We start from the raw sequence: 22339 nt of genomic DNA on the forward strand, positions 1-22339 counted from the left end.
ACGCAGAATCTCGATTTCCATGTACTCCTCGTAGCTGATCACGGGCCGCCCAAAATGAGCAACCCTACAACGAGGTGTATCAATTCCTAACTGCGTTGCTGTATCAATTTACAACTGCGCGCGACACGCTCCGAACGCTGGACGCACCTCATTCCACGAAGTCTGCCGGCTCGCCCGCTGCCTCGGGTGCAAGCCCCAGGTCGCCGAGTCGGGCCTTGAGAAAGACGTCGGCGTTCATGAGCCAGTGCCCGAGTTCATCGTCGCCGGTGCCGAGCACCTGCGCTGCGGCAGCTGGCGAAAGTGCTTCTACCCGGCAGAGCAATGGTGCGCGGCGCCATGATGTGGGCAGGTCAGCAAGAATCGTCGTCATGAGCTGCCGCATCGCCCGTGCGCTCCCTGCCTCCTCGGGCGTGCTTCCGTCGGCGACCGGCATCACGTCCTCGAGCCGGAGAACCTCATCGGGCTGCCAGTATTCGAACAGCATGTCGTTACCGTGTTCATTCGGTTCCTGTACCTGCGGCGGCAGCCTGCTATCCAGGGAGACCCAGCCGCCTTCCCGGTCTGTTGGCGGGATGCTCCCTCAGCCAGGACGGTAATCGCGATCTGCGGGAGCCACGGCAAGGATTCGAGCCGGCGCGGGCGCTGCGGCAGCTTTTCGCAGGTCCGTGCCAGCGGCTCATCGACCATGTCGCCGACCAGCGGATCGCCCAGGCCGAGGTCGCCGCGCGCCTGCAGATACGCGAGTTTGCGTTGCACGGAGCGCTTGAACGCGGGAAGCAGCGGGCGTACAAGCTCGCCAAACAGTGGCCGCCCGGCGGCGTCGCGTTTCGTCAGCGCGGACGTGGCAGGTGCCAACCGCTACAGAACCGGCCCGATCAGATAACGTTAGCACGTGTGGGTCGTACTGGATTCGAACCAGTGACCAACGGATTAAAAGTCCGCTGCTCTACCTGCTGAGCTAACGACCCGAGCTACGCCGCTTCATTCACCGCGCAAGCGCAACGTTGCCAACGCTAGCCAATATCGATCGTGCGGCTCGCGGATCGCGCTGGCTCCTGTTTCGGCACGGTCAACGTCAGCACGCCCTTGTCAAACTTTGCGAGAGCGTGCTCGGGATCGGCATTTTCCGGCATCGGGATCGTGCGCGTGAAGGCCCCATATGCACGCTCAAGCCGGTAGCAGCCGTCTTCCTCGCTATGCACCTCCTGCTTTTTCTCGCCCCGCAACACCAGCGCGCCATCCTCGACGTTGACGGTCACATCCTCCCGCTCCATGCCTGGCAACTCGACGGTCACGCGCAATATCTTCCCCTCGTCGACCACGTCGATGCGCGGCTGGAAACGCGATGAGCTGAAATCGCCAAACCATCGTTCGAGCGTCCCGCGGGCTGCAAACGGATCGTGAAGGAAATCCTCCATCGCACGCCACGGATCGCGGGAGAAAAGTCGCGGAATGTCAGGCCATGGACCACGCGACGGTTCGCTGCCCGGCGGGCTTTGCGGACTGTCCGCATCGGGCTTGCGCCCCGAACCGCGGAGAAATTTGAAAGGGTTCCACTTTTTGAGGTCGGTGTTCATCGTATGCTCCTCGATGGTCTGACAGGAGAACCGGATGTCCGTCACTGCGCTTACGTTGCCACGTTTCTGCTGGCGTTCTTGGGCGGCGCCCCCGAGCGGGCGCCGTCCGGGCGCCGTCCTCTGGCGTCAACGCTCGCGATACACCGTTTGCAGTCAGCCTGACGGCGGGGCATGGCGCCTGATCCTGACCGGCGCGATCTATCCGTCAGGGAGGGCCGGGCCGCCTGCGAGCTGACGCGCCGGCACGGCCCCCATGCTCATCGTGTATCCGTACCAGCCTTCCTCCATGACGTTCTGTATCCAGCCCTCCACGAACGGGCGGTGGCGACCTCGCGGCCGCCACCGCTTGTTCTCCTATCGTCGTTGCGGCTCTGCCGGGCTCAGTTCGTCTGCACTTCGATCCGGCGCGGGCGTGCTTCGTCGCGACGCGGAATCGTCAGCTTCAGCACGCCGTCCTGGAGGTTGGCATCGATCTTCGATATGTCGAAGTCCGGGCTCAGCGAGAACGCCCGCGCGAAATGCGGTTCACGGATCTCGGCGTGCTGCAGCCGCAGAGCGGCAGGCGTCGGCACAACCGCTTCAGCCTCGATATATAGATTGCCGTCGTGCACCTTCACGTCGAGTTTGTCCTTTGTGACGCCTGGCAGGTCCGCCCACAGCGTGATGCCCTGGCTGTCCTCAAACACGTCAACTGCCGGTGTGAGCGTCATCCGCCGCGCCGGCTGGTCGCCCTCACGTCGTGCTACCGCTTTCTGGTCGCGTTCAGCAACCTGGGTCTTGTCGTTCATGGCTTGCTCCTTGAATGACTGGCGTTACTGGACAGTGATGGCCCGCGGCTTCGACGCTTCCCGCTTGCCCACGCTGATCGACAGGCAGCCGTTGGTGTAGCGCGCCTGCACCTTGTCGGGGTCCGCATTCTGCGGCAACTCGATCACGCGCCGGAATGGGCCGGTGAACCGCTCCTGCGCATAGGTGCGGGTGTCATCGCGGGATTTGTCATCGCTGCCGGCCTGGACGGGCTTGCGCTCACCGCTGATTGTCAGCAGGCCCTTGTCGATCGACACGTCGAGCTCGGCCAGCTTGAGGCCGGGCGCGAACGCGACGATTTCGATCGAGTCGTCGGTCGTACCGATGTTCACCTGCGGAAAGGCCCCGAAGCGGCCCGAGCGGATGCTGGACGGGAAGCCGCCGAACAGGCTGTCCATCTGCCGCTGCAGACGGTCAAACTCACTGAACAGGTCGGTTCCGGAAAAGAGATCACTCATCGTATCCTCCTTCGATGCAGCGAGGAGGCGAACGGGCCTACGCGCTCCAGTTCGCCTGCCAGGCCGCTGGCAAACAAATCGAAACACGCAGCGCACCGGATATGACCGGCGCATCTGCCTGAGCGAAATCAAAGATAGAACCTACGGTGAAAATTTCAAGGGGCGGTGGTGAAATTCCGGTCTTGAAAATCGCCTGCCAAATCCTATTATTGCGGTGCATTGCGGAACCGGAGGACACCATGGAATTCGATACGGACTGGCTCACGCTTGGCAGACACCGCGTCCGACTGCGCTCGACCAGAGGCTTTCCCACGGAATTGATGCGTAGCGTGGCGGAGGTCGTGCAACTCGCGATCGACAACAACATGAGCGCCCGCGCGCGGCTGGTCGAGATCGTCTTCCGGCAGGAACAGACCTACGATATCGCCGTGGGCACGACCCTGATGGAAGACAGCGTTTGTGCACCGCACCTGGAAGCGGCCATCGCGGTCGTGCTCGGCCTGCTGCCGGAGCAGGTGAACATCACGGTCACAACCGTGAGCCAGGAAGACGTTGATCTGCACTTCGGCGTGTATGAGCGCATGCTCGCCGAGAAGCTGGGTGTTGTGCCACCGATCCAGTGATCGTCGGGCGATCGCGTCAATCCGCCGCGGCCGGTGAACAGGACACCACCGCACCCATCGCCCTCCTCACGCGTGCGGACGGGCAGATTCACGGGACGGCAATCACGTCTGGTTCGGCGGATTCGATAATGACCAGGCTTTGCTGCAGCCCGACGGGAAGCTTTACCAGACGCGGGAGCAGCGTCACGGTTCGCGCTTCACATTCGAGAGGGTCAAAGCGCCCCCAATATCTCGCCGCGAAAGGCGGCTCATGGGCCGTTCTCATGCGTCGCTTGGCGGACGCATTTCGGACCCTGAACGGACGGCCTCTTGCATATGTCGGATGTTCCTTAATTCGCGCATGACGGACCATCACCTGAAGTCACATTGCAGATTGGACCGCCGATCCGTCTGCCGCGACAGACAGCGCGGAGGAACATGGCGGTGATGCCGCGTTTCATCCAGCTGCATTGATAACATCCAAACATCAATGCTTCGAAAAAATGCACTTATCGCGTAACTCCATTTGCGTGAGTATCTGTACTCAGGATTCCAGCGAGATTGGAACGAAAGTAAAACGCATCGGAGACAAGGCGATGTACAACACAAGGTGCCCCTGGCGCGCGTACCGATCGCCCCCTTGGGCCCGGTAGTCTCGAGCGCCAGCCGGTTCGAGCACCGGACAACTCAACAGACATCAGCCACACTCCGAACGCCATCGGCGTCTCGGCCGCTCGTTACGCCTGGCGCTTGCGCCTAACGAGAAATCCGAACACCCGTTTCTTTTTATATCGCTATGCCTTTCAGGAGACAACTTCATGCAAATCACCGGTATGTTGCACGGCGCGCGCCTGTTGCAATTCGTCGGATTCCCGGCGAGTGAGATCCTTGGCCCGAGCGCCAGCGAGGAGGAGATCAAGACTTTGATCGATCGTCATCGCCAGATATTCATCAAACCCGTCTTCAAAGGCGGAGTGGGAAAGAAGGGGAAGGCGGGCTTACTCGGCCGCGCGACCGATCTCAAGACAGCGTTGGCCGAAAAAGAACGGCTGTACTTTGCCGAGCATACTGTCGGCCACCTGAAAGCGAAGGCGAATGGCGTGACGTTCGAAGCCGGCGTCCCGGCCGAGCACGAGGTCTATTTCTCGATCACTGATTCCACCCGCTTTCGTGCACCGACGATGACGCTCTCGCACAAGGGCGGCATGGATATCGAAGAGGTCGATCCGAAGCATGTGGCGATGGTGCCCTTCGACGCGTTGACCGGCCTGAAGGCGTTCGTCGTGGCGAACGCGCTGAGCGAGATTGGTGCGCCGAAAGAGATCATCTCGCCGCTCGTGCAGCAGTTGCCGAAACTCTGGGAACTGTTTCACGATTTCGGCATGACGACACTGGAGTTGAATCCGATCCGCATGCGCGAGGACAGGAAGGGGCGCCTTACACCGGTCGCCTGCGACTTCAAGTGCGGTTTCGATCGCGACGATCCGCGATGGACGCGCCTCGGGCTGCCGCAACACCTGTTCGCAGCGGACTACTCCGACTTCGAGCAGGAGATCAATCAGTTGCGCACACACCAGGGCCAGAGCGACGTGTATGTGATCAACGAGGAAGGCACGATTCTCGCGCCGACGTTCGGCGGCGGTGCCAACTCGCTCGTGACCGAAATGCTCGGCGACGCCGCGATCATCTCGTCGGATTTCGGCGGCAATCCGCCGTACGCGAAGATGAAGGAAGTGGCCCGTATCTGCTTCAAACACTGGCTCAAGCAGTCGAATGTGCTCTTCATCATCGGCGGCAAGTCGAACAACACCGACATCTTCGAGACGCTACGAGCGATGGCCGACGCTCTTCGCGAACACTTCAGCGAGTATGGGCCGACGCCGCTTTACGTGGTACTGGGCCGGGGAGGCCCGAACCTCGTGCGCGGGATGGCCGCGCTGAGAGACACATGCGACTCGCTCGGTCTGCCCTATCGGCTCTTCGGATTCGACTCTGACATCAGCGAGGTCATCCAGTACGCGCGTCAGGCGGACGCCTGGATGCGCGTCGGTGGCCGGGCCGAGATCGCAGCACGGATCGGCGCACCCGCGACGGAAACCGAAACAGCTCAAGCCTGAGGAGAGCAACGTGTACAAGCAAAACAGCAGTCACTTCAAGTATTTCGTGGGTGTCAACTCGCTCGCGCAGATCGCCACGCCAGACGATCGGGTGTGCGTGCTCAATATTCTCGGCGGTGAGTCCTCCGAAGTGACGCCCGTCAGTCATGCGTTCTCAGGCGGGAATATTGTCTTCGGCACGGCGCCGGGCAAAGGCGGGCAAGTGCTCGCCACGTCCGTCGGAGATATCCCGGTCTACAACAACGTCCGTGAGGGTCTGGAAGCGGGGCATCGGTTCAACTGCGGCGTGGTCTATCTGCCGCCATCGGCGGCCCGCGACGGCGTCGCCGAACTGATCCGCGTCAATCCCGATCTGAAGAAGATTTTCATCATCACCGAGAAGATCGCCGTACACGACGCCCGCGAAATTCGCGCGATGGGTCAGCAGGCGGGCATCGATATCTTCGGTGCGAACGGGCTCGGCGTCGCTGACTCGTGGAATCGCGTAAGAATCGGCGGAGCGCTTGGCGGCGATAGTCCAGACGATTCATTGCGCAAAGGGTCGATCGCCATCTTCTCGAACTCGGGCGGCTTCAGTACGACGATCGCGCAGTACCTGCGCATGAGCGGCTGGGGCACATCGACCGTCATCTCGAGTGGCAAGGACGTCTACATCCACTATGCCGCGCCGGAATTTGCGTTCGCACTCGCCAACGATGCTCGAAGCAAGGCCGCGGTGCTCTATTGTGAACCGGGTGGCTACTACGAGGCCGATGCGGACTTCACGAAACCGGTGGTCGCCTGTGTGGTGGGCCGGTGGAAGAGCCGCCTCACGCGTGCGGTCGGCCATGCGGGCGCGATGGCCGGGGGCTCTGACGACGCGCAAGCCAAGGAGCGCTGGTTCATGGAAAGGTTCGGCGTAGACCGCCTCTTCACGCCCGAGGATCCGTGCTGCTCCGTCAAGGGCGCGGTCGTCACCAACATCGCGCATATCCCGGCGGCGCTGACCGCCGTCATGCGCGCCAACGCGACGATGCCTGATTTCGAGCCCGAAGGCAGCCTTGCGCTCAAGCCGTGGTTTGGCTCCGACCAGGGAATTCAGCTTCCGTCCGACCTTGCGATCCCCGTAGTGGGAGCAGTCGCACCCTACGACGAGCAAGTCTTGCAGGTCAATCGACAAGTCGGTGCGATTGCGCCACGTCAGGCGTTGAAGGATGCGTCGGGAGCATCGCAGATGGATGCGAAAACGCAAGTGAGCAGCCTGTATGGCGCCTCGATGCTCGACGCGGCGACGCATTCGCTCGAAGCGAACGTCTGCCTTGCCCTGCTTCACGAGTTCGGCGGAGAAAACGACGAGAAGCTCATCGATGTCGCGATCGCTGCATTCGTCAATCTGCACGGAACGCCGGAACTCGCGGCAGCGCAAGCAGCACGCGAGGCCGGCAATGCACCCAACGCCATTCTGGCTGCCGCGACCTCGATCATCGGGCCGAATCGTCAGCGCGCGGCGCGGCATGCCGCGAAATGGATGATCGAACGCTTCTCGGCAGCCGGCCTTAAGAGTGCGCTTGACGAGACCTTTGACATCGCCCGGATTGACCTCAGCGGCTGCGAGCCGCTCTTTGCCGACACGCGCGATGTGCGCGCCGAAGCGATGCTTGCGGGACTCGCCGAGCGTGGAGTCAGGTCGGTCCTCTTGCGCTGGCTCACGTCTCAGCCCGCTCACCCGACGGCAGACGCGGTGCTGGCCGCCATCTGCGTGACGCTCGCGTGGGGACCGCTGATGCGCAAGCGCATCTCGCGCGTCACGGCCGAGAGCCTGCCCTGGTGGATCATGTTGTTCGGGACGCTGATCGGCGCGTCGGCGGACGCCTCGCGACACCGTCCCGACGGCTTTTGCGGCTTTGCCACGCAAGCGCTGCTGAACGAACGCAGCCTGACCGAAATCTGTTTTGCCGCGTTGCTCAACCTCGCGCCGGGGCCCAACGATCTGTTCGCCTTCAGGACGCTCGTCGGTCTGCTGCTCACCAACGGTCCGGGAGCCATCTCGGCGCAGGGAGCAAAGGGCGCAGTATCCGCTGACGGCCCGGAAAGCCCCGAGCGCGTGCAACTCAACAAGGCACTGGTCGGCTTTCTCACCCATACAGGTTATACGCATGGCGGCAATGGCTATGAAGGTATCGCGTTCCTGATCGAAGCGTTCAGGGACAGCGGGCTTGCCGATCCGTCCGACCCCGCGCACGGCGTCGACCTGCGCTCGCTGGCCGAGCGCTCGGTCGAACGCTATGCGAAGTACAAGGCCCGACAGAAGCAGGCCGGCAGCCTCGATATCGCGAAGCTGCCGGGCGTGAACCATCCGGTCTTCAAGGACAGGCCGGTCAACTATGACCCGCGCGAAGTGTTCATCGCGCAACTGTGCGAGAAGCGTGGGGAATATAACGTGTTCCATGCTTTCTTTCGCGAACTGGTGCAGGCGTTGTTCGATGCCGGCGTCTCCCGTAACGTGTACTGCGTAAACGTCGATGCAGTGATCGCGGCGCTGCTGCTGAAGATGCTGTGGCAGCCGCTGCAACGTGGTGAATTGACTGAGTCCGATCTGGAAACCGCCGCATTCACGATCTTCCTTTATCCCCGCATGCTCGGATGCGCGGCGGAAATCGACGATCACCTGAACCGGGGGCGCAACATGGACACCCGAACGCCCGCGTCGCAGTGCCGCTTCGTGGCTTGAGCACGTTGCCGGCATTGATAACCAACGCACATCAATCGTTTCGAAAATAGCACTTATCGTTTCGTGCGGTTCGGGCCAATATTTCGACAAACAACAAATTGCCCGAACATCGCAAAGTTAAAAATTTCTGGAGACACCTCGATGCATCCCTCCTCAACCTCGCTCGCCCCCGGGCAATCGAAGGCATCCGCCGTGCTACGCGTGACGGCAGGCAACTTCCTCGAGCAGTTCGACTTCTTCCTGTTCGGCTTCTATGCCACGCAGATTGCCGCGGTCTTTTTCCCGGCGGGGAGCGAGTTCGCGTCGCTGATGATGACCTTCGCCGTGTTCGGCGCGGGCTTCCTCATGCGGCCGCTCGGCGCGATCATCCTCGGCGGGTATATCGACGACGTCGGTCGCCGCAAGGGCCTGATCGTCACGCTGTCGATCATGGCGAGCGGCACCATCCTGATCGCGTTCGTACCCGGATACGCGACGATCGGACTCTTCGCCCCGGCCCTCGTTCTCATTGGCCGTCTGCTGCAGGGCTTCTCCGCGGGTGCGGAACTGGGCGGCGTATCGGTTTATCTCGCTGAGATGGCGACGCCGGGCCGCAAGGGTTTCTTCACGAGCTGGCAGTCGGCGAGCCAGCAGGTGGCGATCGTCGTCGCCGCCGCGCTCGGCTTCGCGCTTAATCAGTGGCTCGACACGGCTGCGATCGCTGCGTGGGGATGGCGCGTGCCGTTCTTCGTCGGCTGCATGATCGTGCCTTTCATTTTCATCTTGCGGCGCAATCTCGAGGAAACACAGGAATTCAAACAGCGCCAGCATCGCCCCAGTATGAAAGAAGTCTTTACGACGCTCGTGCAGAACTGGAACGTTGTGATCGCGGGCGTGCTGCTGGTCGCAATGACCACCACGAGCTTCTATCTCATCACCGTGTATGCGCCGACCTTTGGCAAGACGGTCCTGCATCTGAGCACCGCCGATAGCCTCCTCGTCACGCTTTGCGTGGGGATTTCCAACTTCATCTGGCTGCCGATTGGTGGCGCGTTATCGGACCGGATCGGACGCCGTCCGCTCCTGCTCGGAATGACGATCCTGGCGATTGCGACCGCCTACCCCGCACTATCGCTGCTGGCTCACGCGCCGAGCTTCGTCAACATGCTGCTTGTGCTGCTCTGGCTCTCGTTCATGTACGGGATGTACAACGGCGCGATGGTCGTCGCACTCACCGAAGTGATGCCCGTCGAAGTGCGTGTCGCTGGATTCTCGCTGGCCTACAGCCTCGCGACGGCGGTCTTTGGCGGTTTCACACCCGTTATCTCGACCGCGCTCATTCACATGACGGGCGATAAAGCCGCGCCGGGCTACTGGATGAGCTTCGCCGCGGTGTGCGGGCTCGGTGCCACACTCGCACTGTATCGGCGCCGTCGCGTTCCGTTGCATGCGGCTTCCTGAGGCATCGCTTCGCTCCTCGAACTTCAGCCTGACGTCCTTTCAACCATGAAATCCATCTTTCTGAAACTCTGCACCGCGGCGCTCCTCGGCAGCGCCGCCGCTGCGCCGAATGTGCAGGCCGCCGATCTGCACGTGATGAGCTCCGGCGGCTTCACCGCCGCCTACAAGCTGCTCGGCCCGAAGTTCGCAGCGTCCACAGGCAACACGCTCGATACCGCGCTCGGACCGTCAATGGGCAAGTCGCCGGAGGCCATTCCGAACCGGCTTCAGCGCGGCGAGCCTGCCGACGTGGTGATCATGGTCGGCTATGCACTCGACGACCTCATCAAGCAGGGCAAGGTGATCCCCGATTCGCGCGTCGAGCTCGCGGATTCGCGCATCGGCATGGTCGTGCGCGATGGCGCGCCGAAACCCGACATCGGGTCTGAGGCGGCGCTCAAGGAAACCTTGCTGCATGCCCGGTCGATCGCTTACTCGGATAGCGCGAGCGGCGTCTACATCGAGCGCGAATTGTTCAAGCGGCTCGGCATCGAGCAAGAGGTGAAGCCCAAGGCGAAAATGATCCCGAAGATCCCGGTGGCATCGGTGGTTGCAACGGGCGACTATGAAGTGGGATTTCAGCAGGTGAGCGAGCTGCTCCCGGTGAAGGGCGCGGTGTACGTCGGCAAGATTCCGGAGTCGGTGCAATCCGTCACGCGCTTTGCGGCCGGCATCCCGGTCGGCGCGCAGCATCCGAAGGAGGCGAAAGCGCTGCTTGACTACCTCGCGTCGCCCGCCGTGCAGCCGGAGGTGACATCGACCGGGCTCGATTCCGTCGCCACGCACTGAGACGACGGAGTCGATTCAGCCCGGCAGGTCGGCGGGCTGATCGAAAGCTTCTTCGGGCTCATGCGCCAGGCTCAATGCTTCTCTCAGACGCGCCCGGTCGCAGGCGCGCTCCCACATCGATACGAAGATCACCGCGCACGAGTTGCTGATCACGCTCGTCAGGGCCCGCGCCTCGGACATGAAGCGATCGATGCCGACCAGTAGCGCGACGCCTGCAACCGGCAGATCCGGAATGACGGCGAGCGTCGCGACGAGCGCAACCAGTCCGCTGCCCGACACGCCCGCCGCGCCCTTGGATGTGACCAGCATGACCACGAGCATCGTCGCGATCTGGCCGCCCGAGAGATGTACATCGCACGCTTGCGCGATGAACATCGAGGCGAGCGTCAGGTAGATCGCCGTGCCGTCGAGGTTGAAGGAATAGCCGGCGGGCAGCACGAGACCCACGATGCCCTTGTCGCAGCCAAGCGCTTCGAGCTTGACGATGAGGCGCGGCAGCACCGGTTCGGTCGACGACGTCGCGAGCACGATGACAAGTTCCTCGCGAATGTAGCGCAGTAAACGCCAGAGGGAGAAGCGATGCAGGCGTGCGAGCGGACCGAGCACGCAGAGGACGAACAGCAGGCACGCCGCATAGAACGACAACATCAGCATGCCGAGCGAGCCAATCGAACGGATGCCGAAACGGCCCACCGTGAACGCCATCGCGCCGAATGCCCCGACGGGGGCAAGCCGCATGATCAGCGCGAGGATGCGGAACAGCACGTGTGCGAAGCTATCGATGAATACCTGCACTCGCCGCCCGGCGCTTCCGCTGGCGTTCATTGCGAAGCCGAACAGAAGGGCAAGCAGCAGGACCGGCAGAACCTCGCCTTTCTCGAAGGCGCCGACGAGCGTCTCCGGAATCACATGCAGCGCGAATTCGACGAGTCCGTGCGTCTGCGTGCGAGTCGAATACTGCGCAAGGATGGCAGTGTCCAGATGATGTGCGTCGATATGCAGTCCCGCGCCCGGATGCAGCGCGAACGCGGTCGCGAGCCCCAGGACGAGTGCAACGATGGTGAGAAAGTAGAACAACACGAGCGCCTTCAGGATGGTCCGGCCGATCTTCGAGCCGCTCGCAAGCGACGTGATGCCGGTGACGATCGTGCAGAAGACGATTGGCGCGATCATCATGCGTACCAGCGCGACGAACGCATCGCTGAGCGGTTTGAGCGACGCGCCGACCTGTGGCCAGAAGTGGCCCACAGTCATGCCGATCCCCATTCCAAGCAGTACCTGGACGTAAAGCAGCCGGAATGGCCTTGGCGGTGTCATTTCGAGGTCTTCTTCGCCGCGCCGGCCATGCCGCTGCGCTTCGTGTCGAGAATCGTCTGATAGAACTGCTGCGCGGCCGGCGCGAGGGGGCGTCCCCGGCGTCTGACAATACCGACTCGCCTCGTCACGACGGGATCGACGAGCGGCACGCTGGTCAAAATCGGATGGTCGCGCATGGGCATTGCCATTGAAGGCACCGCTGCCACACCGAGTCCCGCTTCGATCAGGCCGAGCATGGTCGTGACATGGCGAGTCTCGCAGACGCTCGGCGCAGCCGGCGCCACGTTGGTCAACGCCTGATCGAGCAGCAGGCGGTTGCCGGAAGTCTTGTCGACGGAAACGTATTCGTGTTCATAAAGCTCGCTCCAAGTCACCTGCTTTTTCCGAGCAAGGGGATGATCGCGACGACACGCGGCGACGAACCGTTCCTGCAGCAGGACCTTGAACTCGACCTCGGTTTCCTGACTGCCCATGAAGCTGACGCCGAAATCGGCTTCACCGCTGATGACCGACCCGAGCACTTCGTTGGCGCTCGAGTCCAGCAGCTTGACCCGGATCCGCGGATAGCGGCTGTGATAGGCGGCGACGACGCTCGGCAAGAAATAGTAGGCGACCGACGGCACACATGCGATGGTCACATGACCGAGACGGCTGCTGGAGACGTCGCGGATCCCGAGCAACGCGACATCGAGATCGTCGAGAAGTTGTTCCGCACTTGGGGCGAACACGCGACCTATGGTGGTGAGCGTCACGCTGCGGGTGGTCCGCTCGAAGAGCCGCACGCCGAGCGCCGCTTCGAGCTTCTCGATGCGCCGGCTCAGCGCTGGCTGCGAAATATTAACCGCCTCCGCTGCTTTGCGGAAACTACCCAACTCCACGACGGCTCGAAACGCCTGCAAATCGTTCAGGTCGAAGTTGACGCCCACAGGCCGTCCTCCGCATTTTAGATGCGACTATTTTGCACGATATGGACGTGCCCTTCGAGGCAACACTCGGTGATTAGCCTACGAGGGGTCACCGAAATCGGGGTCGAGGGGCCGGTTTCGTCGTGATGTTGTTGAAAAAGTCGCCGTCGGTCTCTCTTGCGACGTTTAAGGGGTCTTCTTGCCCTTGACCAGAGGTTGCGAGCGGCTTGTAGGTCGATCTGAGAGGTCGATTTTCGCGCGAGCGAACAGAAAAAATCTCGAAACGACTTTTTCAACAACATCGGCCGAACCCTGTTCGATGCCGAATAGATCACCGATCTGTCGCAGGCCGACCGGCGTCGGGCTCAGTTCGACCGAGGATTGCGGTAGGGATCCCCCTCCAGACGACCATGCTGCACTCATGGCACACGTCCTTTCCCCACCGAGTCGGAGTTCGACACGGTCGAAGACGCAGGGACGTATGAACGCTGGTTCCAGATCAAGGTTCAGGCCTAGCTCGACGACCCGCGTACCGACATGCCGCATGGCCACGTGATGGCCAACATGGAAGCCATCATTCGTGCGGCCGGGCAGAATTATCAAGGTAGGCGGCAACCTCAGACCTCGCCCTCAACGCGGCAAATCTCATCGACGGCGCCGGCCGTGACACCCCGCTCGCTGCCGGCGAGGCGGGCCGCGGCGGTGGATGCACGTGTGCGCGTTTCGCCCATCTCAGCCAGGGTATCGGCGACGACGGCCACCGGCAGGTCCGGGTTGTCCTGCACCGCCCTCCCCGGGACTGCTTGAGGCATGGAGGTGTCCTCCTGAGCGAGTCGGATCTGGCCCAATAGAAGCGGCCAGGTGCGCGGCATTGGCCACTGACCCAAGCAGGTAAAGGGTTTCCGAGCCAAGCCGGCGGCGCTGCGCACGCCGGCGGATGGTACGGGCAATGCTGGTCATTGGATCAGTTCCTCGGTGGGCTTTTCTCGGCGTTCACCGCGGGTATACGCGTGTGCCCCGATGATGTGGATCGTGCATAAACAGGTCCGGTAGCTCACCCGGTGAGCCAGCGGCGCATCGATACTACCCTCCGTCACCTCACAGGCCCCCCAGTCTGGTCAGAGTCTTGGACTCATCGGACGGACGCGATTGCGCTCTCCGCGATTGCGTCAAAGTGTTGGTCCAGTTCAAGAGGTGAACCAAAACCCTGGGATCTTCCGGCCCTCACATCCGCAATGCCAACCTGCGCAGCGCTTCGGCCAGCGACAGCCAAGCGTGCTGGGAGTACTGCGTTGCATACCCTCTGCGCATGCAACGGCGGATGGTGCCGGCGATGCTGGTCATTGAATCTGTGCCCGTTTTCCCAATGCCCATGTACCCGCTCCTTTGAACGGCATTTCACGACTGCCAGTTTAGCCACCGGGGTCCCAGTTCGCGAAGGAATTTTCGCGGGCGCGAAAATCGTACGCCACAATAACTGGTCACCGCCTATGCTCCGGAAACACGGGGCAAGACACGATTGTGATGACGAAACGCAATGAACAGGCCACTTCGCCAACGAACCTGACGGGATCAACGCGATCCAGATATGCGCGCACCATCAGCAACCCGGCGAACCCGTACTCCTTGATCGCATCAACAGGCGTCATGCCGTCGGAGGCGCAATTGCACATCTTCATCCAGCCATACGCCACGTCCCGGTTGCGCAGAAACAGCAGACGAGGGTTCCTGTGAATGCCGAGAAGATGCCCGACACGTTCGTACTCCTCTCGCGTCGTACCGATACGGGCGCCTTCCCGGTAACGGCCCATGGCATCCCGGTTTCCCGGCGCCAAGCCAAGCAGGAATGCCTGATCTTCGCTGGACAGATTCCAGTGGTCGAAAAACGACATGACCATTTGAGCCAAGCACCTGAAGAAATCGATATGGACACGGGGTCCATATCGCCCACAAAGCATCATTGCGTGGGAAAAAACTGGCGGGTGGAGTCGCCAGCGTATTAAACTCTAGTCACGGTCCTATCAGTGATTTTGAGTCCTGTTGCAGGAACTCTGCACAGAGGCAGAGTGAATGACCAGGATGGCGTCGTGGCGTTCACCTAATAGACCACGACCGAGCGGATCGACTCGCCCTTCTTCATCAGATCGAAACCTTCGTTGATGCGCTCGAGCGGCAAACGATGCGTGATCAGGTCGTCGATATTGATCTTGCCTTCCATGTACCAGTCGACGATCTTCGGCACATCCGTGCGGCCGCGTGCGCCGCCGAATGCCGAACCCTTCCACTCGCGGCCGGTCACCAGCTGGAACGGGCGCGTGCTGATCTCTTCGCCCGCAGCCGCCACGCCGATGATGAACGACTGCCCCCAGCCCTTGTGTGTGCACTCCAGCGCCTGACGCATCACCTTCGTGTTGCCGATGCATTCAAACGAATAATCCGCGCCGCCGTCGGTGAGCTGCACGATATGGTCGACCACGTTCTCGACTTCGTTCGGGTTGATAAAGTGAGTCATGCCGAATTTCTTCGCCAGCTCGACGCGGCCCGGATTGATATCCACGCCGATGATCTTGTCGGCGCCGACCATCTTCGCACCCTGAATCACATTCAGGCCGATGCCGCCGAGACCGAACACCACCACCTTCGCGCCCGCCTCGACCTTGGCCGAATACACCACCGCGCCCACGCCCGTCGTCACGCCGCAGCCGATGTAGCAGATCTTGTCGAACGGTGCGTCTTCACGCACCTTCGCGACCGCGATTTCCGGCACGACGATGTAGTTCGAAAACGTGGACGTGCCCATGTAGTGAAAGAGCGGCTTGCCGTCGAGCGAGAAGCGCGACGTGGCGTCGGGCATCAGCCCCTTGCCTTGCGTCGAACGGATCGCCTGGCACAGATTGGTCTTGCGCGAGAGACAAAACTTGCATTGGCGGCATTCCGGCGTGTAGAGCGGAATCACGTGATCGCCTTTCTTCAGCGTACCGACGCCCGGACCCGTATCGACGATCACGCCTGCGCCCTCATGGCCGAGAATCGCCGGGAAGAGGCCTTCAGGGTCCGCGCCGGAAAGCGTGTAGTAGTCGGTGTGGCAAATGCCCGTGGCTTTCACTTCGATCAGCACTTCACCGGCGCGCGGCCCTTCCAGATCGACTTCTTCGATCGTCAACGGCGCGCCGGCTTTCCATGCGATGGCTGCTTTGGTCTTCATCGTGCCTGTTCCATCAGATTGTTGGCTATTCAGATCACGCGCTAAGCGCGATTGGTCCTTCGCGTTCCACATCCCGCCACAGCTTGCGGATCCAGTCGCACAGCAACAGCGACTCCGCCCAACGATCGGTCGTGTCGTTGCCATCGCGACCGATGATCGCGTAAGGTTTCGGCCCCAGTTCGCAGGTGAAAGCAAGCGCGTCGTGCTCCCCTGCCCGCCGGCGCCACGATGTGAAGCCGTAGCGCCACCAGTCGAGAAAAAGGTCGACCCACATTCGGTGTGGCTCAAATGAAAGCTCGATCTGCACCTGTTCCCGGCTTGCAACGCGGCCGTGAAATGCCCACGATTGATCGAGTATCCGGTGCATGAGCCGGTGGTTTTCATCGGATACCGGCCATGCGAATTCGCGTCCGACCAGGTAGTGCGAAATGTCGCCGAGCAATCTCAGGTCAGGGCGCGCGTCGAGCAGATCGAGCGTGAAGTAGAGATCCGTGGTCATCCGGTCGCGATGCGTCTCGATGTAGACCGGCACGTCCACTTGTTCGGCGAGCCGCTGCCAGCCGTCGATCAGTGCGAGACATTCCGCGACGGTGCGAGGACGCACGTCAGGCTGCAGATCGATGTGATGCGCACCGAATTCGACGGCATTCTCGAGCACCGGTTGCAGATCGTCGACCGTGCGTGGAAAACATTGGCCTTCCGCTTCGAGTCCATAATCCACGCGCAATTGCGCCAGTCGCCGGACAGACGCGCGGTCCGTGTAGTGTACGCTCAGGCCATCGAAACCCGCACCGGCGATCATCTGCACATTCTCTTCGAGCGAACGTTCGTGGCCGTCGGTGTGTCGGCGCTCCATCGCCCACATCGACTGGAACACTAGCAGCCGTTGGCTCATTGCACCTCCGCGACCAGTAGCGAACGCAGCTTCACGTCGCGATCGGCGAGCAGCGCCGGTTCGATGCACGCGCGTTGCGCAATGAGCGACTGTGCGATGCGCACGTCGCGCGCAATCTCGCCTGCCCGTCCCACTCCGCTTGCGCCGATCAGCGCGCCATCGGCATCGAGTGCGAAGAAGACCCGCGATGCCGCGCCTGTTTCGCGCACCACCGTCGTAGTGCTGTATGCGGGCAGACCGGCGATCTGAATCGTCATGTCGTATTGATCGGACCAGAACCACGGCACAGCCGAATAGACTTCGCCATGACCCAGCATGTTGCGTGCGGCGGCACGGGCCTGGTCCTCGGCGTTCTTCCAGCATTCGAGCCGGATCCGGTGGCCCGTGTGCGGATGCGGGAAGGAGCAGACGTCCCCGGCCGCGTAGATATGGGGGTCACTGGTGCGCAACATGCCGTCGACAGCAATGCCATTGTCGATGTCGAGGCCCGCCGCCTGCGCGAGCGCAATACGTGGACTCGCCCCCACACCGACCACGACTGCGTCGCACGGGACGATGCTGCCGTCAGCGAGTTTCACACCGGTGACGTGCGCTTCGCCGGTCAAACAATCGACCTGTACGCCGAAGCGCACATCCACGCCCATCTGTCGGTGACGATCAATCAGACACGCCGCAACGACCTCGGGCACGGCCCGCATCAACGCGCGCGGCGCCGCCTCGAGCACGATCACGTCGCAGCCGCGCACCACGGCAGCCGCGGCGATTTCGAGACCGATGAAGCCGGCGCCGATTACGGCGATCCGCCGGCCCGGTACCAGTTCGCCGGCGATCGCGTGCGCGTCGGGCACGGCGCGCAGCGCATGCACGCCCGGCATGGTCGAACCTGGCACGTCGAAGGGGCGAGGTTCGGCGCCGGTTGCGATCAACAGCCGGTGATAGCCGATCGCTTCGCCATCGGCGAGAACTACCCTGCGCTGCACACGATCTATCGCCGCAACCGGCGCATCGACGCGCAGTTCGATATGCTGCTCGAGATAGAACGCTGCGTCGTAGATCGCGCACTGCTCGGCCGTCTTCTGGCCAAGCAACACGGACTTCGACAATGGCGGCCGTTCGTATGGCAACCGTCCTTCGTCGCCGAGCAGCGTAATCGCGCCGTCCCAGCCATGCTCGCGCAACGCATGCGCTGCGTGGGCGCCGCACTGCCCGCCGCCTACGATCATCATCGGACCGGTTGAACTCATCTCACGCTCCGCGGCGACATCACCGGTATTGGCCGGCCAGCGCCGACACCTGACTGATGTTCTGTTGCGTGATGAAGCCGGGTCCCGAACTGATATTGCGCGCTTCATACACAGGCTTGAGGCCATAGTCCTGCAGGCGCTTCATGAACTTCGGATTCTTCTCCAGTTCAGCGCGCGCCTGCAGCACGTCCGTGTTGTGATTCTTGTGCATGATCGCCAGCATCGCGATGGGAATATAGCCCTGCAGATACGGTTGCTGGTCGGTGCAGAACTTGATCGTGCCGTCCTTGATTGCCTTCGCGACATCGGAATCAATGTCGAACGTCGCGAACCAGATCTTGCCGGCGAGCCCCATTTTGGTCACCGCACGAATCGTCGGATCGGCGGAAGTCGGACCGAGCGTCAGCACGGCCTGAGTAGTCGGATGCGTACGGAGAAACGCGCTAACCTTGGCTTCGATCCCGGTGGGGTCCGAGCCCGCGTCCAGCACCGATGTCTTCATATCCGCGCCGATGGCATCCGCGAAGCCGCGGCAACGCTCGAACGACAATGGGTTCGTCGCGTAGTGGTTCACGCATAGAAACGTCTTGATGCCGTCGGCCTTCGCGCGCAATCCCGCCTCCTTGCCCGCCAGATATTCCGGCTGCCCGACGTGCAGCAATGCGCCCAGGTCGGCGCTCTGCTTTTCCGTACCTGTATTGGTGGTGATGAGCGGGATGTTCTTCGCCTTGAGCTTCGGAAACGCGCCCTTCAGCAGATCGTAGTCGGCGATCGTCGAAACGACACCGTCGTAGTTACGCGCGGCCGCCTGATTGACCAGTTGCACCATGTCCGCAATATCGCCATTCGGCGGGTTGCGGTAATCGGTCTGTACATTGAAGTCCTCATCGGCCTGCTTGATGCCGTTCTTGACCGTATTCCACCAGGCATCCGAATCCGGTGCGTGCGAGATGAAGTCGAAATGGGCGGCAGGCTCGGCAAAGGCACCGGCGCTCAGTCCGAACCCCACTACGATAGCGGCCAGGCGAAACGCCCGGCGGGTAGATAATTTCATGGCTGTCTCCTTGTTTATGTTTGATGTGCCGGTGTCGCGCATCGGCTCATCTGGCCTTGCTTGGGTATCGCGAGTCACGTGAGTAAAGGGCGTGGCGTCAATCGTCGGCCAGGCCGATGAAGACCTTGCCGTCTTCGATCCTGACGGGGTGCGTGACGAGGTTCACGCAAACGGGCGCGCCTTTCGCCGCGCCGGTGGGAATATGAAAGCGCCCCATGTGCATCGGGCACTCGATAACCTCGCCGAACACGAGACCTTCCGTGAGCCGCGCGGTCTCATGCGTGCAAAGACCCGCCGATGCGTAGTAACCGCTTGGTGTGTGATAGATCGCGTAGAGCTTGCCGTCGTGCTCGAACTCCACGACGTCTTCTTCGTCGATGTCATCGCATGCGCAGACGGGATGCCATTGAAGGATGTTCATGGTGTGCCTCTTCGCTTAGCGCGTCTGCGCCATGAACGGCTGATCGCCGACGGGTTCAGGGCCGAGCGCCGCCGCCTTTCCCGGCACGCGCGGCGTCACCATGTAATCGGGGTCGTGCCGCTGCATTCTGAACACGTGAATGATTTCGCCCCATGCGCTGAACAGGCCGTCGTAGGCAGGCGGCAAATCCGCTTCGATCGCCTTGCGCAACTGCGGCAGCGCATGAAACGGCACGTTCGGGAACATGTGGTGTTCGACGTGGTAGTTCATGTTCCAGTAGAGGAACTGCAGCAAGCGGTTCAGCTTGAGGGTTCGCGTCGAGAAGCGGTGATCCAGTTCGTTCTCACGCAATCCGGTGTGCTGCGTGAGCGCCAGAAGTTCGTGCAGCCAGGCACCGTACGACCGCGGCAGGAGCAGAAACACCACCGGCAGCCAGCTATGCGCGACGATGGCCCACGCAATCACGCCAACGTAGAGCGCGAGGACCACGCGCGAATTGCGGCACATCGCACGATATTCAGTGGGCGGCACAACCGCCTTCGCCGTGTTCGACACAATGCCGAAGCTGTGCAACACGATGTTGCCCAGATGATGGATGCCATGCGAGATACGCAGGAAATCGGTGGCGAGCTTCAGGTAGTTCGGCGGCCGCTTCACCGCCAGTTCGACATCCGATGGCACGGTCGCCGTCAGATGGGTGTACGTGTGATGTTGGGCATGCGACCAGCGGCTATACACCTGTTCGCGCCAGGTCATGAAACAGATCAGCCAATGAACCGACTCGTTCAACCATTCGCTCCGGAATGGCGTGCGGTGGCGCAACTCGTGTTCGATCGCTTCGGCGAACGCGTAGATCGTTCCGTACAGCAGGAATGCCGGCACGCACCACAGCGTGCCGAGCGAGAACCATGCAAGCACGCCGCTTGCCACGACCAGCGTGATGAAACCGCCGAAATGCAACAGCGCGTCCCGGTCGTTACGCCGCGTGACCTGTTTGAGCACCTTCCTGTCGAGGCGACATTTGTACCAGTCGTCCATGGTGATTGCTTTCGTGTTGTCTTGCTGTACGGACATGAGTTGCACCCCAGTGCCTTGATGTTTGACCGAGCGATGAAGCGGGTGAAGCATTGCTCATCGTTGAGCCAATTAAAGACTCTTAATGAGCACTGGTCAAAGACTAATATGACTCATATTGAGCTACCAAGGGTATTCCAGAAGGCCTTTCGGGTTTTCTTTTCGCCATGAACATGAAAAAGCCTCGATAGCCTCAATTTGAGGCAAAATATCGGCTATGCAGGCACCTCAGCCCGCATGCAAGTCTGGGGACGCTATGAAAGACAAGCCGACACTTAAACAACTGATGGAGATTACGCAGCTCAGCCGGGCGACGATCGATCGCGCACTGAACGATCGGCCCGGCGTGCATCCGCGCACGCGAAGCGCCGTTGAAGCGGCGTTGAGGCAACTGAGTTCTGGCGCGCCAGCACGTGCGTCGGCTCGCGCGAGGCAGACTCCTTACGACTTCAGATTGCTCGCTCAGGCAGGTGACGCATTCACGGACGAACTGACGAGAACGGCGGTCGAACTCGGACCGGAATTTGCCGCATCCGGGTCGAATCTCACCGTCGTGCGGTGTGTCGGAGCCTCCGACGACGAAGTGGCGGCCAGAGTCCGCGAGGCGGCCGCCGAGGCAGACGGAATCGGCATCATCTGCACGAACACCGCGACGACAACCGCCGCGCTGCGCGAATGCATGACGGCAGGCAAGCCGGTTGTTACGCTCATCACCGACGTCGATGCCGACGCACGTCATACGTATGTTGGGGTGAACAACCGGGCGGCCGGACAGTCAGCGGCGTTTCTCATTGGCCGTCATCTGCAGGCGCATGCTTCCCCGGACGTTGCGGTGGTCGTCGCAACGTTCTCCTATACCTGTCACGAAGACCGTGAGATCGGGTTCCGTTCTCTGCTAAGACAACGCTTCCCCAATGTGAACCTCATCGAGGTTATCAAGGGCGCTGATTCCGGCGCCGCGACCTATGAAGCGACCATGCGTTTCCTTGACGAGCATGAAAAGCTCGATGGTATTTACAACGTGGCGGGCGGCAACGAAGGCCTGGCGGCGGCGCTGCGCGAACGCAACCTGACGGGCCGAACGATCTACGTGACCCACGAAGTAAACCGGATAACGGAGCCGCTCCTGCGATCCGACGCAATCGATTATTTGCTGACGCAAGACCTTCGACTGCTGCTGCGCACAACTGTCGTACATTTGAAGTCCGCGCGCGAGGGAAGAGTCGTTCCCGCGCAAGCGATCATCCCGATAGAGATGCATTCCCGGTATTCGCTGTATTAGGTTTGCATGGATGAAACACCGGTCTTCAGGTCGCGATTGCCCGTCTCGGGCCGGCACCCGCTGTCCCCTGTCATCAGGTAAACGGACGGTCACGGAATTCGCCGAAAGGCCGAACCTGGCCGAACTGAGCCCGATGACGACCGACTCTGATCGACCCCGAGCGGCCGATCGACCTGCTGAAATCGGAGGTCCGTTTTTAAAGTGAAGCGGACCTCCGTTCACACGCCGGCGCATCGACAATAGATCGATTCGAGACCCTTCGAGGTATGCGCCTGATTAGGCAGTATGACTTTCCGTGAGGTGGTGGCTGGCCCGCCGTGAGGAACCAGACGCGGGTTAGCATTGCTGCCAGAGCCGCATGGTGTGCACGAGGGCGACACCCGGCAATTTCCAGCGCGGAGGC

At 61.6% G+C, this 22339-nt stretch carries 21 protein-coding genes, 1 tRNA gene and 1 pseudogene; 7 read left to right on the forward strand and 16 right to left on the reverse strand.

The genetic code is table 11. The features are described 5' to 3' along the window. Nucleotides 1-148: 148 nt before the first annotated feature. From A6V37_RS41060 to A6V37_RS34025, 5 genes are all read right to left on the reverse strand, one after another. Nucleotides 149-484 (reverse strand): RNA polymerase sigma factor, encoded by a 336-nt coding sequence (locus tag A6V37_RS41060; protein WP_064270812.1) that lies wholly within the window; start codon nucleotides 482-484, stop codon nucleotides 149-151. Between the two features lie 411 nt (nucleotides 485-895). Beyond that, a tRNA-Lys gene (locus tag A6V37_RS34010) sits at nucleotides 896-968 on the reverse strand. Nucleotides 969-1013: 45 nt separating this feature from the next. Continuing rightward, entirely contained in the window at nucleotides 1014-1577 is a 564-nt protein-coding gene (locus A6V37_RS34015) for an Hsp20/alpha crystallin family protein (RefSeq protein ID WP_064270814.1), read from the reverse strand. A gap of 380 nt (nucleotides 1578-1957) precedes the next feature. Then, the gene (locus A6V37_RS34020) at nucleotides 1958-2365 is read right to left on the reverse strand and encodes an Hsp20/alpha crystallin family protein (protein ID WP_064270816.1); all 408 of its coding nucleotides are present in this window, start codon (nucleotides 2363-2365) and stop codon (nucleotides 1958-1960) included. A gap of 24 nt (nucleotides 2366-2389) precedes the next feature. Further along, nucleotides 2390-2842, reverse strand: a complete 453-nt coding sequence (locus A6V37_RS34025; protein WP_064270818.1) for an Hsp20/alpha crystallin family protein — start codon at nucleotides 2840-2842, stop codon at nucleotides 2390-2392. A gap of 239 nt (nucleotides 2843-3081) precedes the next feature. Between A6V37_RS34025 and A6V37_RS34030 the strand changes: the two genes are divergently transcribed. The 6 genes and pseudogenes from A6V37_RS34030 (at nucleotide 3082) to A6V37_RS34050 (ending at nucleotide 10539) form a co-directional block, all read left to right on the forward strand. Continuing rightward, entirely contained in the window at nucleotides 3082-3465 is a 384-nt protein-coding gene (locus A6V37_RS34030; RefSeq protein ID WP_064270820.1) for a hypothetical protein, read from the forward strand. A 23-nt stretch (nucleotides 3466-3488) separates the two neighbouring features. Further along, nucleotides 3489-3646 (forward strand): annotated as a pseudogene (locus tag A6V37_RS42660) (glycoside hydrolase family 68 protein); the annotation flags it as partial. A gap of 616 nt (nucleotides 3647-4262) precedes the next feature. Then, the gene (locus tag A6V37_RS34035; protein ID WP_064270822.1) at nucleotides 4263-5561 is read left to right on the forward strand and encodes an ATP-grasp domain-containing protein; all 1299 of its coding nucleotides are present in this window, start codon (nucleotides 4263-4265) and stop codon (nucleotides 5559-5561) included. Between the two features lie 10 nt (nucleotides 5562-5571). Continuing rightward, nucleotides 5572-8271, forward strand: coding sequence for a CoA-binding protein (locus tag A6V37_RS34040; protein WP_064270824.1), 2700 nt, complete (start codon nucleotides 5572-5574; stop codon nucleotides 8269-8271). A gap of 141 nt (nucleotides 8272-8412) precedes the next feature. Continuing rightward, nucleotides 8413-9711 carry an MFS transporter gene (gene tcuC, locus A6V37_RS34045; RefSeq protein ID WP_064270826.1) on the forward strand — a complete coding sequence of 433 codons (1299 nt, stop codon included), beginning with the start codon at nucleotides 8413-8415 and terminating at the stop codon, nucleotides 9709-9711. Nucleotides 9712-9756: 45 nt separating this feature from the next. Beyond that, on the forward strand, nucleotides 9757-10539 hold the full coding sequence (locus A6V37_RS34050) for a substrate-binding domain-containing protein (protein ID WP_064270828.1): 783 nt from the start codon (nucleotides 9757-9759) through the stop codon (nucleotides 10537-10539). A gap of 15 nt (nucleotides 10540-10554) precedes the next feature. Here A6V37_RS34050 and dctA read toward each other — a convergent pair whose 3' ends face one another. From dctA to A6V37_RS34100, 11 genes are all read right to left on the reverse strand, one after another. After that, a complete protein-coding gene (dctA, locus tag A6V37_RS34055) occupies nucleotides 10555-11856 on the reverse strand; it encodes a C4-dicarboxylate transporter DctA (RefSeq protein ID WP_064270830.1) in 1302 nt (433 codons plus the stop codon). Continuing rightward, nucleotides 11853-12782 (reverse strand): LysR family transcriptional regulator, encoded by a 930-nt coding sequence (locus A6V37_RS34060; protein ID WP_064270832.1) that lies wholly within the window; start codon nucleotides 12780-12782, stop codon nucleotides 11853-11855. Before A6V37_RS34060 ends, dctA begins: the two co-directional genes overlap by 4 nt. 165 nt (nucleotides 12783-12947) lie before the next feature. After that, nucleotides 12948-13184 (reverse strand): hypothetical protein, encoded by a 237-nt coding sequence (locus tag A6V37_RS41070; RefSeq protein WP_131799932.1) that lies wholly within the window; start codon nucleotides 13182-13184, stop codon nucleotides 12948-12950. Nucleotides 13185-13378: 194 nt separating this feature from the next. Further along, nucleotides 13379-13573 carry a hypothetical protein gene (locus A6V37_RS34065; protein WP_131799933.1) on the reverse strand — a complete coding sequence of 65 codons (195 nt, stop codon included), beginning with the start codon at nucleotides 13571-13573 and terminating at the stop codon, nucleotides 13379-13381. 669 nt (nucleotides 13574-14242) lie between these two features. Next, complete coding sequence (locus A6V37_RS34070; RefSeq protein WP_208607906.1) at nucleotides 14243-14653, reverse strand: antitoxin Xre/MbcA/ParS toxin-binding domain-containing protein; 411 nt, start codon at nucleotides 14651-14653, stop codon at nucleotides 14243-14245. Between the two features lie 206 nt (nucleotides 14654-14859). Next, nucleotides 14860-15966, reverse strand: coding sequence for an S-(hydroxymethyl)glutathione dehydrogenase/class III alcohol dehydrogenase (locus A6V37_RS34075; protein ID WP_064270838.1), 1107 nt, complete (start codon nucleotides 15964-15966; stop codon nucleotides 14860-14862). A 34-nt stretch (nucleotides 15967-16000) separates the two neighbouring features. Next, nucleotides 16001-16861, reverse strand: a complete 861-nt coding sequence (locus tag A6V37_RS34080; protein WP_064270839.1) for a sugar phosphate isomerase/epimerase family protein — start codon at nucleotides 16859-16861, stop codon at nucleotides 16001-16003. After that, nucleotides 16858-18105, reverse strand: a complete 1248-nt coding sequence (locus A6V37_RS34085) for an NAD(P)/FAD-dependent oxidoreductase (RefSeq protein WP_064270841.1) — start codon at nucleotides 18103-18105, stop codon at nucleotides 16858-16860. Before A6V37_RS34085 ends, A6V37_RS34080 begins: the two co-directional genes overlap by 4 nt. 19 nt (nucleotides 18106-18124) lie before the next feature. Next, a complete protein-coding gene (locus A6V37_RS34090; protein WP_064270846.1) occupies nucleotides 18125-19159 on the reverse strand; it encodes a sugar ABC transporter substrate-binding protein in 1035 nt (344 codons plus the stop codon). Between the two features lie 97 nt (nucleotides 19160-19256). After that, nucleotides 19257-19580: a non-heme iron oxygenase ferredoxin subunit gene (locus tag A6V37_RS34095; protein ID WP_064270848.1), complete on the reverse strand. Its 324-nt coding sequence runs from the start codon at nucleotides 19578-19580 to the stop codon at nucleotides 19257-19259. Nucleotides 19581-19595: 15 nt separating this feature from the next. Continuing rightward, the gene (locus A6V37_RS34100) at nucleotides 19596-20654 is read right to left on the reverse strand and encodes a fatty acid desaturase (protein WP_064270851.1); all 1059 of its coding nucleotides are present in this window, start codon (nucleotides 20652-20654) and stop codon (nucleotides 19596-19598) included. Nucleotides 20655-21237: 583 nt separating this feature from the next. On the opposite strand from A6V37_RS34100, the gene A6V37_RS34105 reads away from it, so the two are divergent. Continuing rightward, complete coding sequence (locus A6V37_RS34105) at nucleotides 21238-21936, forward strand: substrate-binding domain-containing protein (protein WP_244174069.1); 699 nt, start codon at nucleotides 21238-21240, stop codon at nucleotides 21934-21936. The last annotated feature ends 403 nt before the right edge of the window (nucleotides 21937-22339 follow it).

This window comes from Paraburkholderia ginsengiterrae (assembly GCF_001645125.1).
In the GTDB taxonomy this organism is placed as follows: domain Bacteria; phylum Pseudomonadota; class Gammaproteobacteria; order Burkholderiales; family Burkholderiaceae; genus Paraburkholderia; species Paraburkholderia ginsengiterrae.

Bases quoted from the DNA above. Each gene is read 5' to 3' on its own strand.
- A6V37_RS34065 (WP_131799933.1), bottom strand. From the start codon at position 13,573: ATGCCTCAAGCAGTCCCGGGGAGGGCGGTGCAGGACAACCCGGACCTG.
- A6V37_RS34075 (WP_064270838.1), bottom strand. From the start codon at position 15,966: ATGAAGACCAAAGCAGCCATCGCATGGAAAGCCGGCGCGCCGTTGACG.
- A6V37_RS34085 (WP_064270841.1), bottom strand. From the start codon at position 18,105: ATGAGTTCAACCGGTCCGATGATGATCGTAGGCGGCGGGCAGTGCGGC.
- A6V37_RS34050 (WP_064270828.1), top strand. From the start codon at position 9,757: ATGAAATCCATCTTTCTGAAACTCTGCACCGCGGCGCTCCTCGGCAGC.
- A6V37_RS34035 (WP_064270822.1), top strand. From the start codon at position 4,263: ATGCAAATCACCGGTATGTTGCACGGCGCGCGCCTGTTGCAATTCGTC.
- A6V37_RS34015 (WP_064270814.1), bottom strand. From the start codon at position 1,577: ATGAACACCGACCTCAAAAAGTGGAACCCTTTCAAATTTCTCCGCGGT.
- A6V37_RS34020 (WP_064270816.1), bottom strand. From the start codon at position 2,365: ATGAACGACAAGACCCAGGTTGCTGAACGCGACCAGAAAGCGGTAGCA.
- A6V37_RS34070 (WP_208607906.1), bottom strand. From the start codon at position 14,653: ATGTCGTTTTTCGACCACTGGAATCTGTCCAGCGAAGATCAGGCATTC.
- A6V37_RS41070 (WP_131799932.1), bottom strand. From the start codon at position 13,184: ATGAGTGCAGCATGGTCGTCTGGAGGGGGATCCCTACCGCAATCCTCG.
- A6V37_RS34030 (WP_064270820.1), top strand. From the start codon at position 3,082: ATGGAATTCGATACGGACTGGCTCACGCTTGGCAGACACCGCGTCCGA.
- tcuC (WP_064270826.1), top strand. From the start codon at position 8,413: ATGCATCCCTCCTCAACCTCGCTCGCCCCCGGGCAATCGAAGGCATCC.
- A6V37_RS34025 (WP_064270818.1), bottom strand. From the start codon at position 2,842: ATGAGTGATCTCTTTTCCGGAACCGACCTGTTCAGTGAGTTTGACCGT.
- A6V37_RS34100 (WP_064270851.1), bottom strand. From the start codon at position 20,654: ATGTCCGTACAGCAAGACAACACGAAAGCAATCACCATGGACGACTGG.
- A6V37_RS34080 (WP_064270839.1), bottom strand. From the start codon at position 16,861: ATGAGCCAACGGCTGCTAGTGTTCCAGTCGATGTGGGCGATGGAGCGC.
- A6V37_RS41060 (WP_064270812.1), bottom strand. From the start codon at position 484: ATGCTGTTCGAATACTGGCAGCCCGATGAGGTTCTCCGGCTCGAGGAC.
- A6V37_RS34090 (WP_064270846.1), bottom strand. From the start codon at position 19,159: ATGAAATTATCTACCCGCCGGGCGTTTCGCCTGGCCGCTATCGTAGTG.
- A6V37_RS34095 (WP_064270848.1), bottom strand. From the start codon at position 19,580: ATGAACATCCTTCAATGGCATCCCGTCTGCGCATGCGATGACATCGAC.
- dctA (WP_064270830.1), bottom strand. From the start codon at position 11,856: ATGACACCGCCAAGGCCATTCCGGCTGCTTTACGTCCAGGTACTGCTT.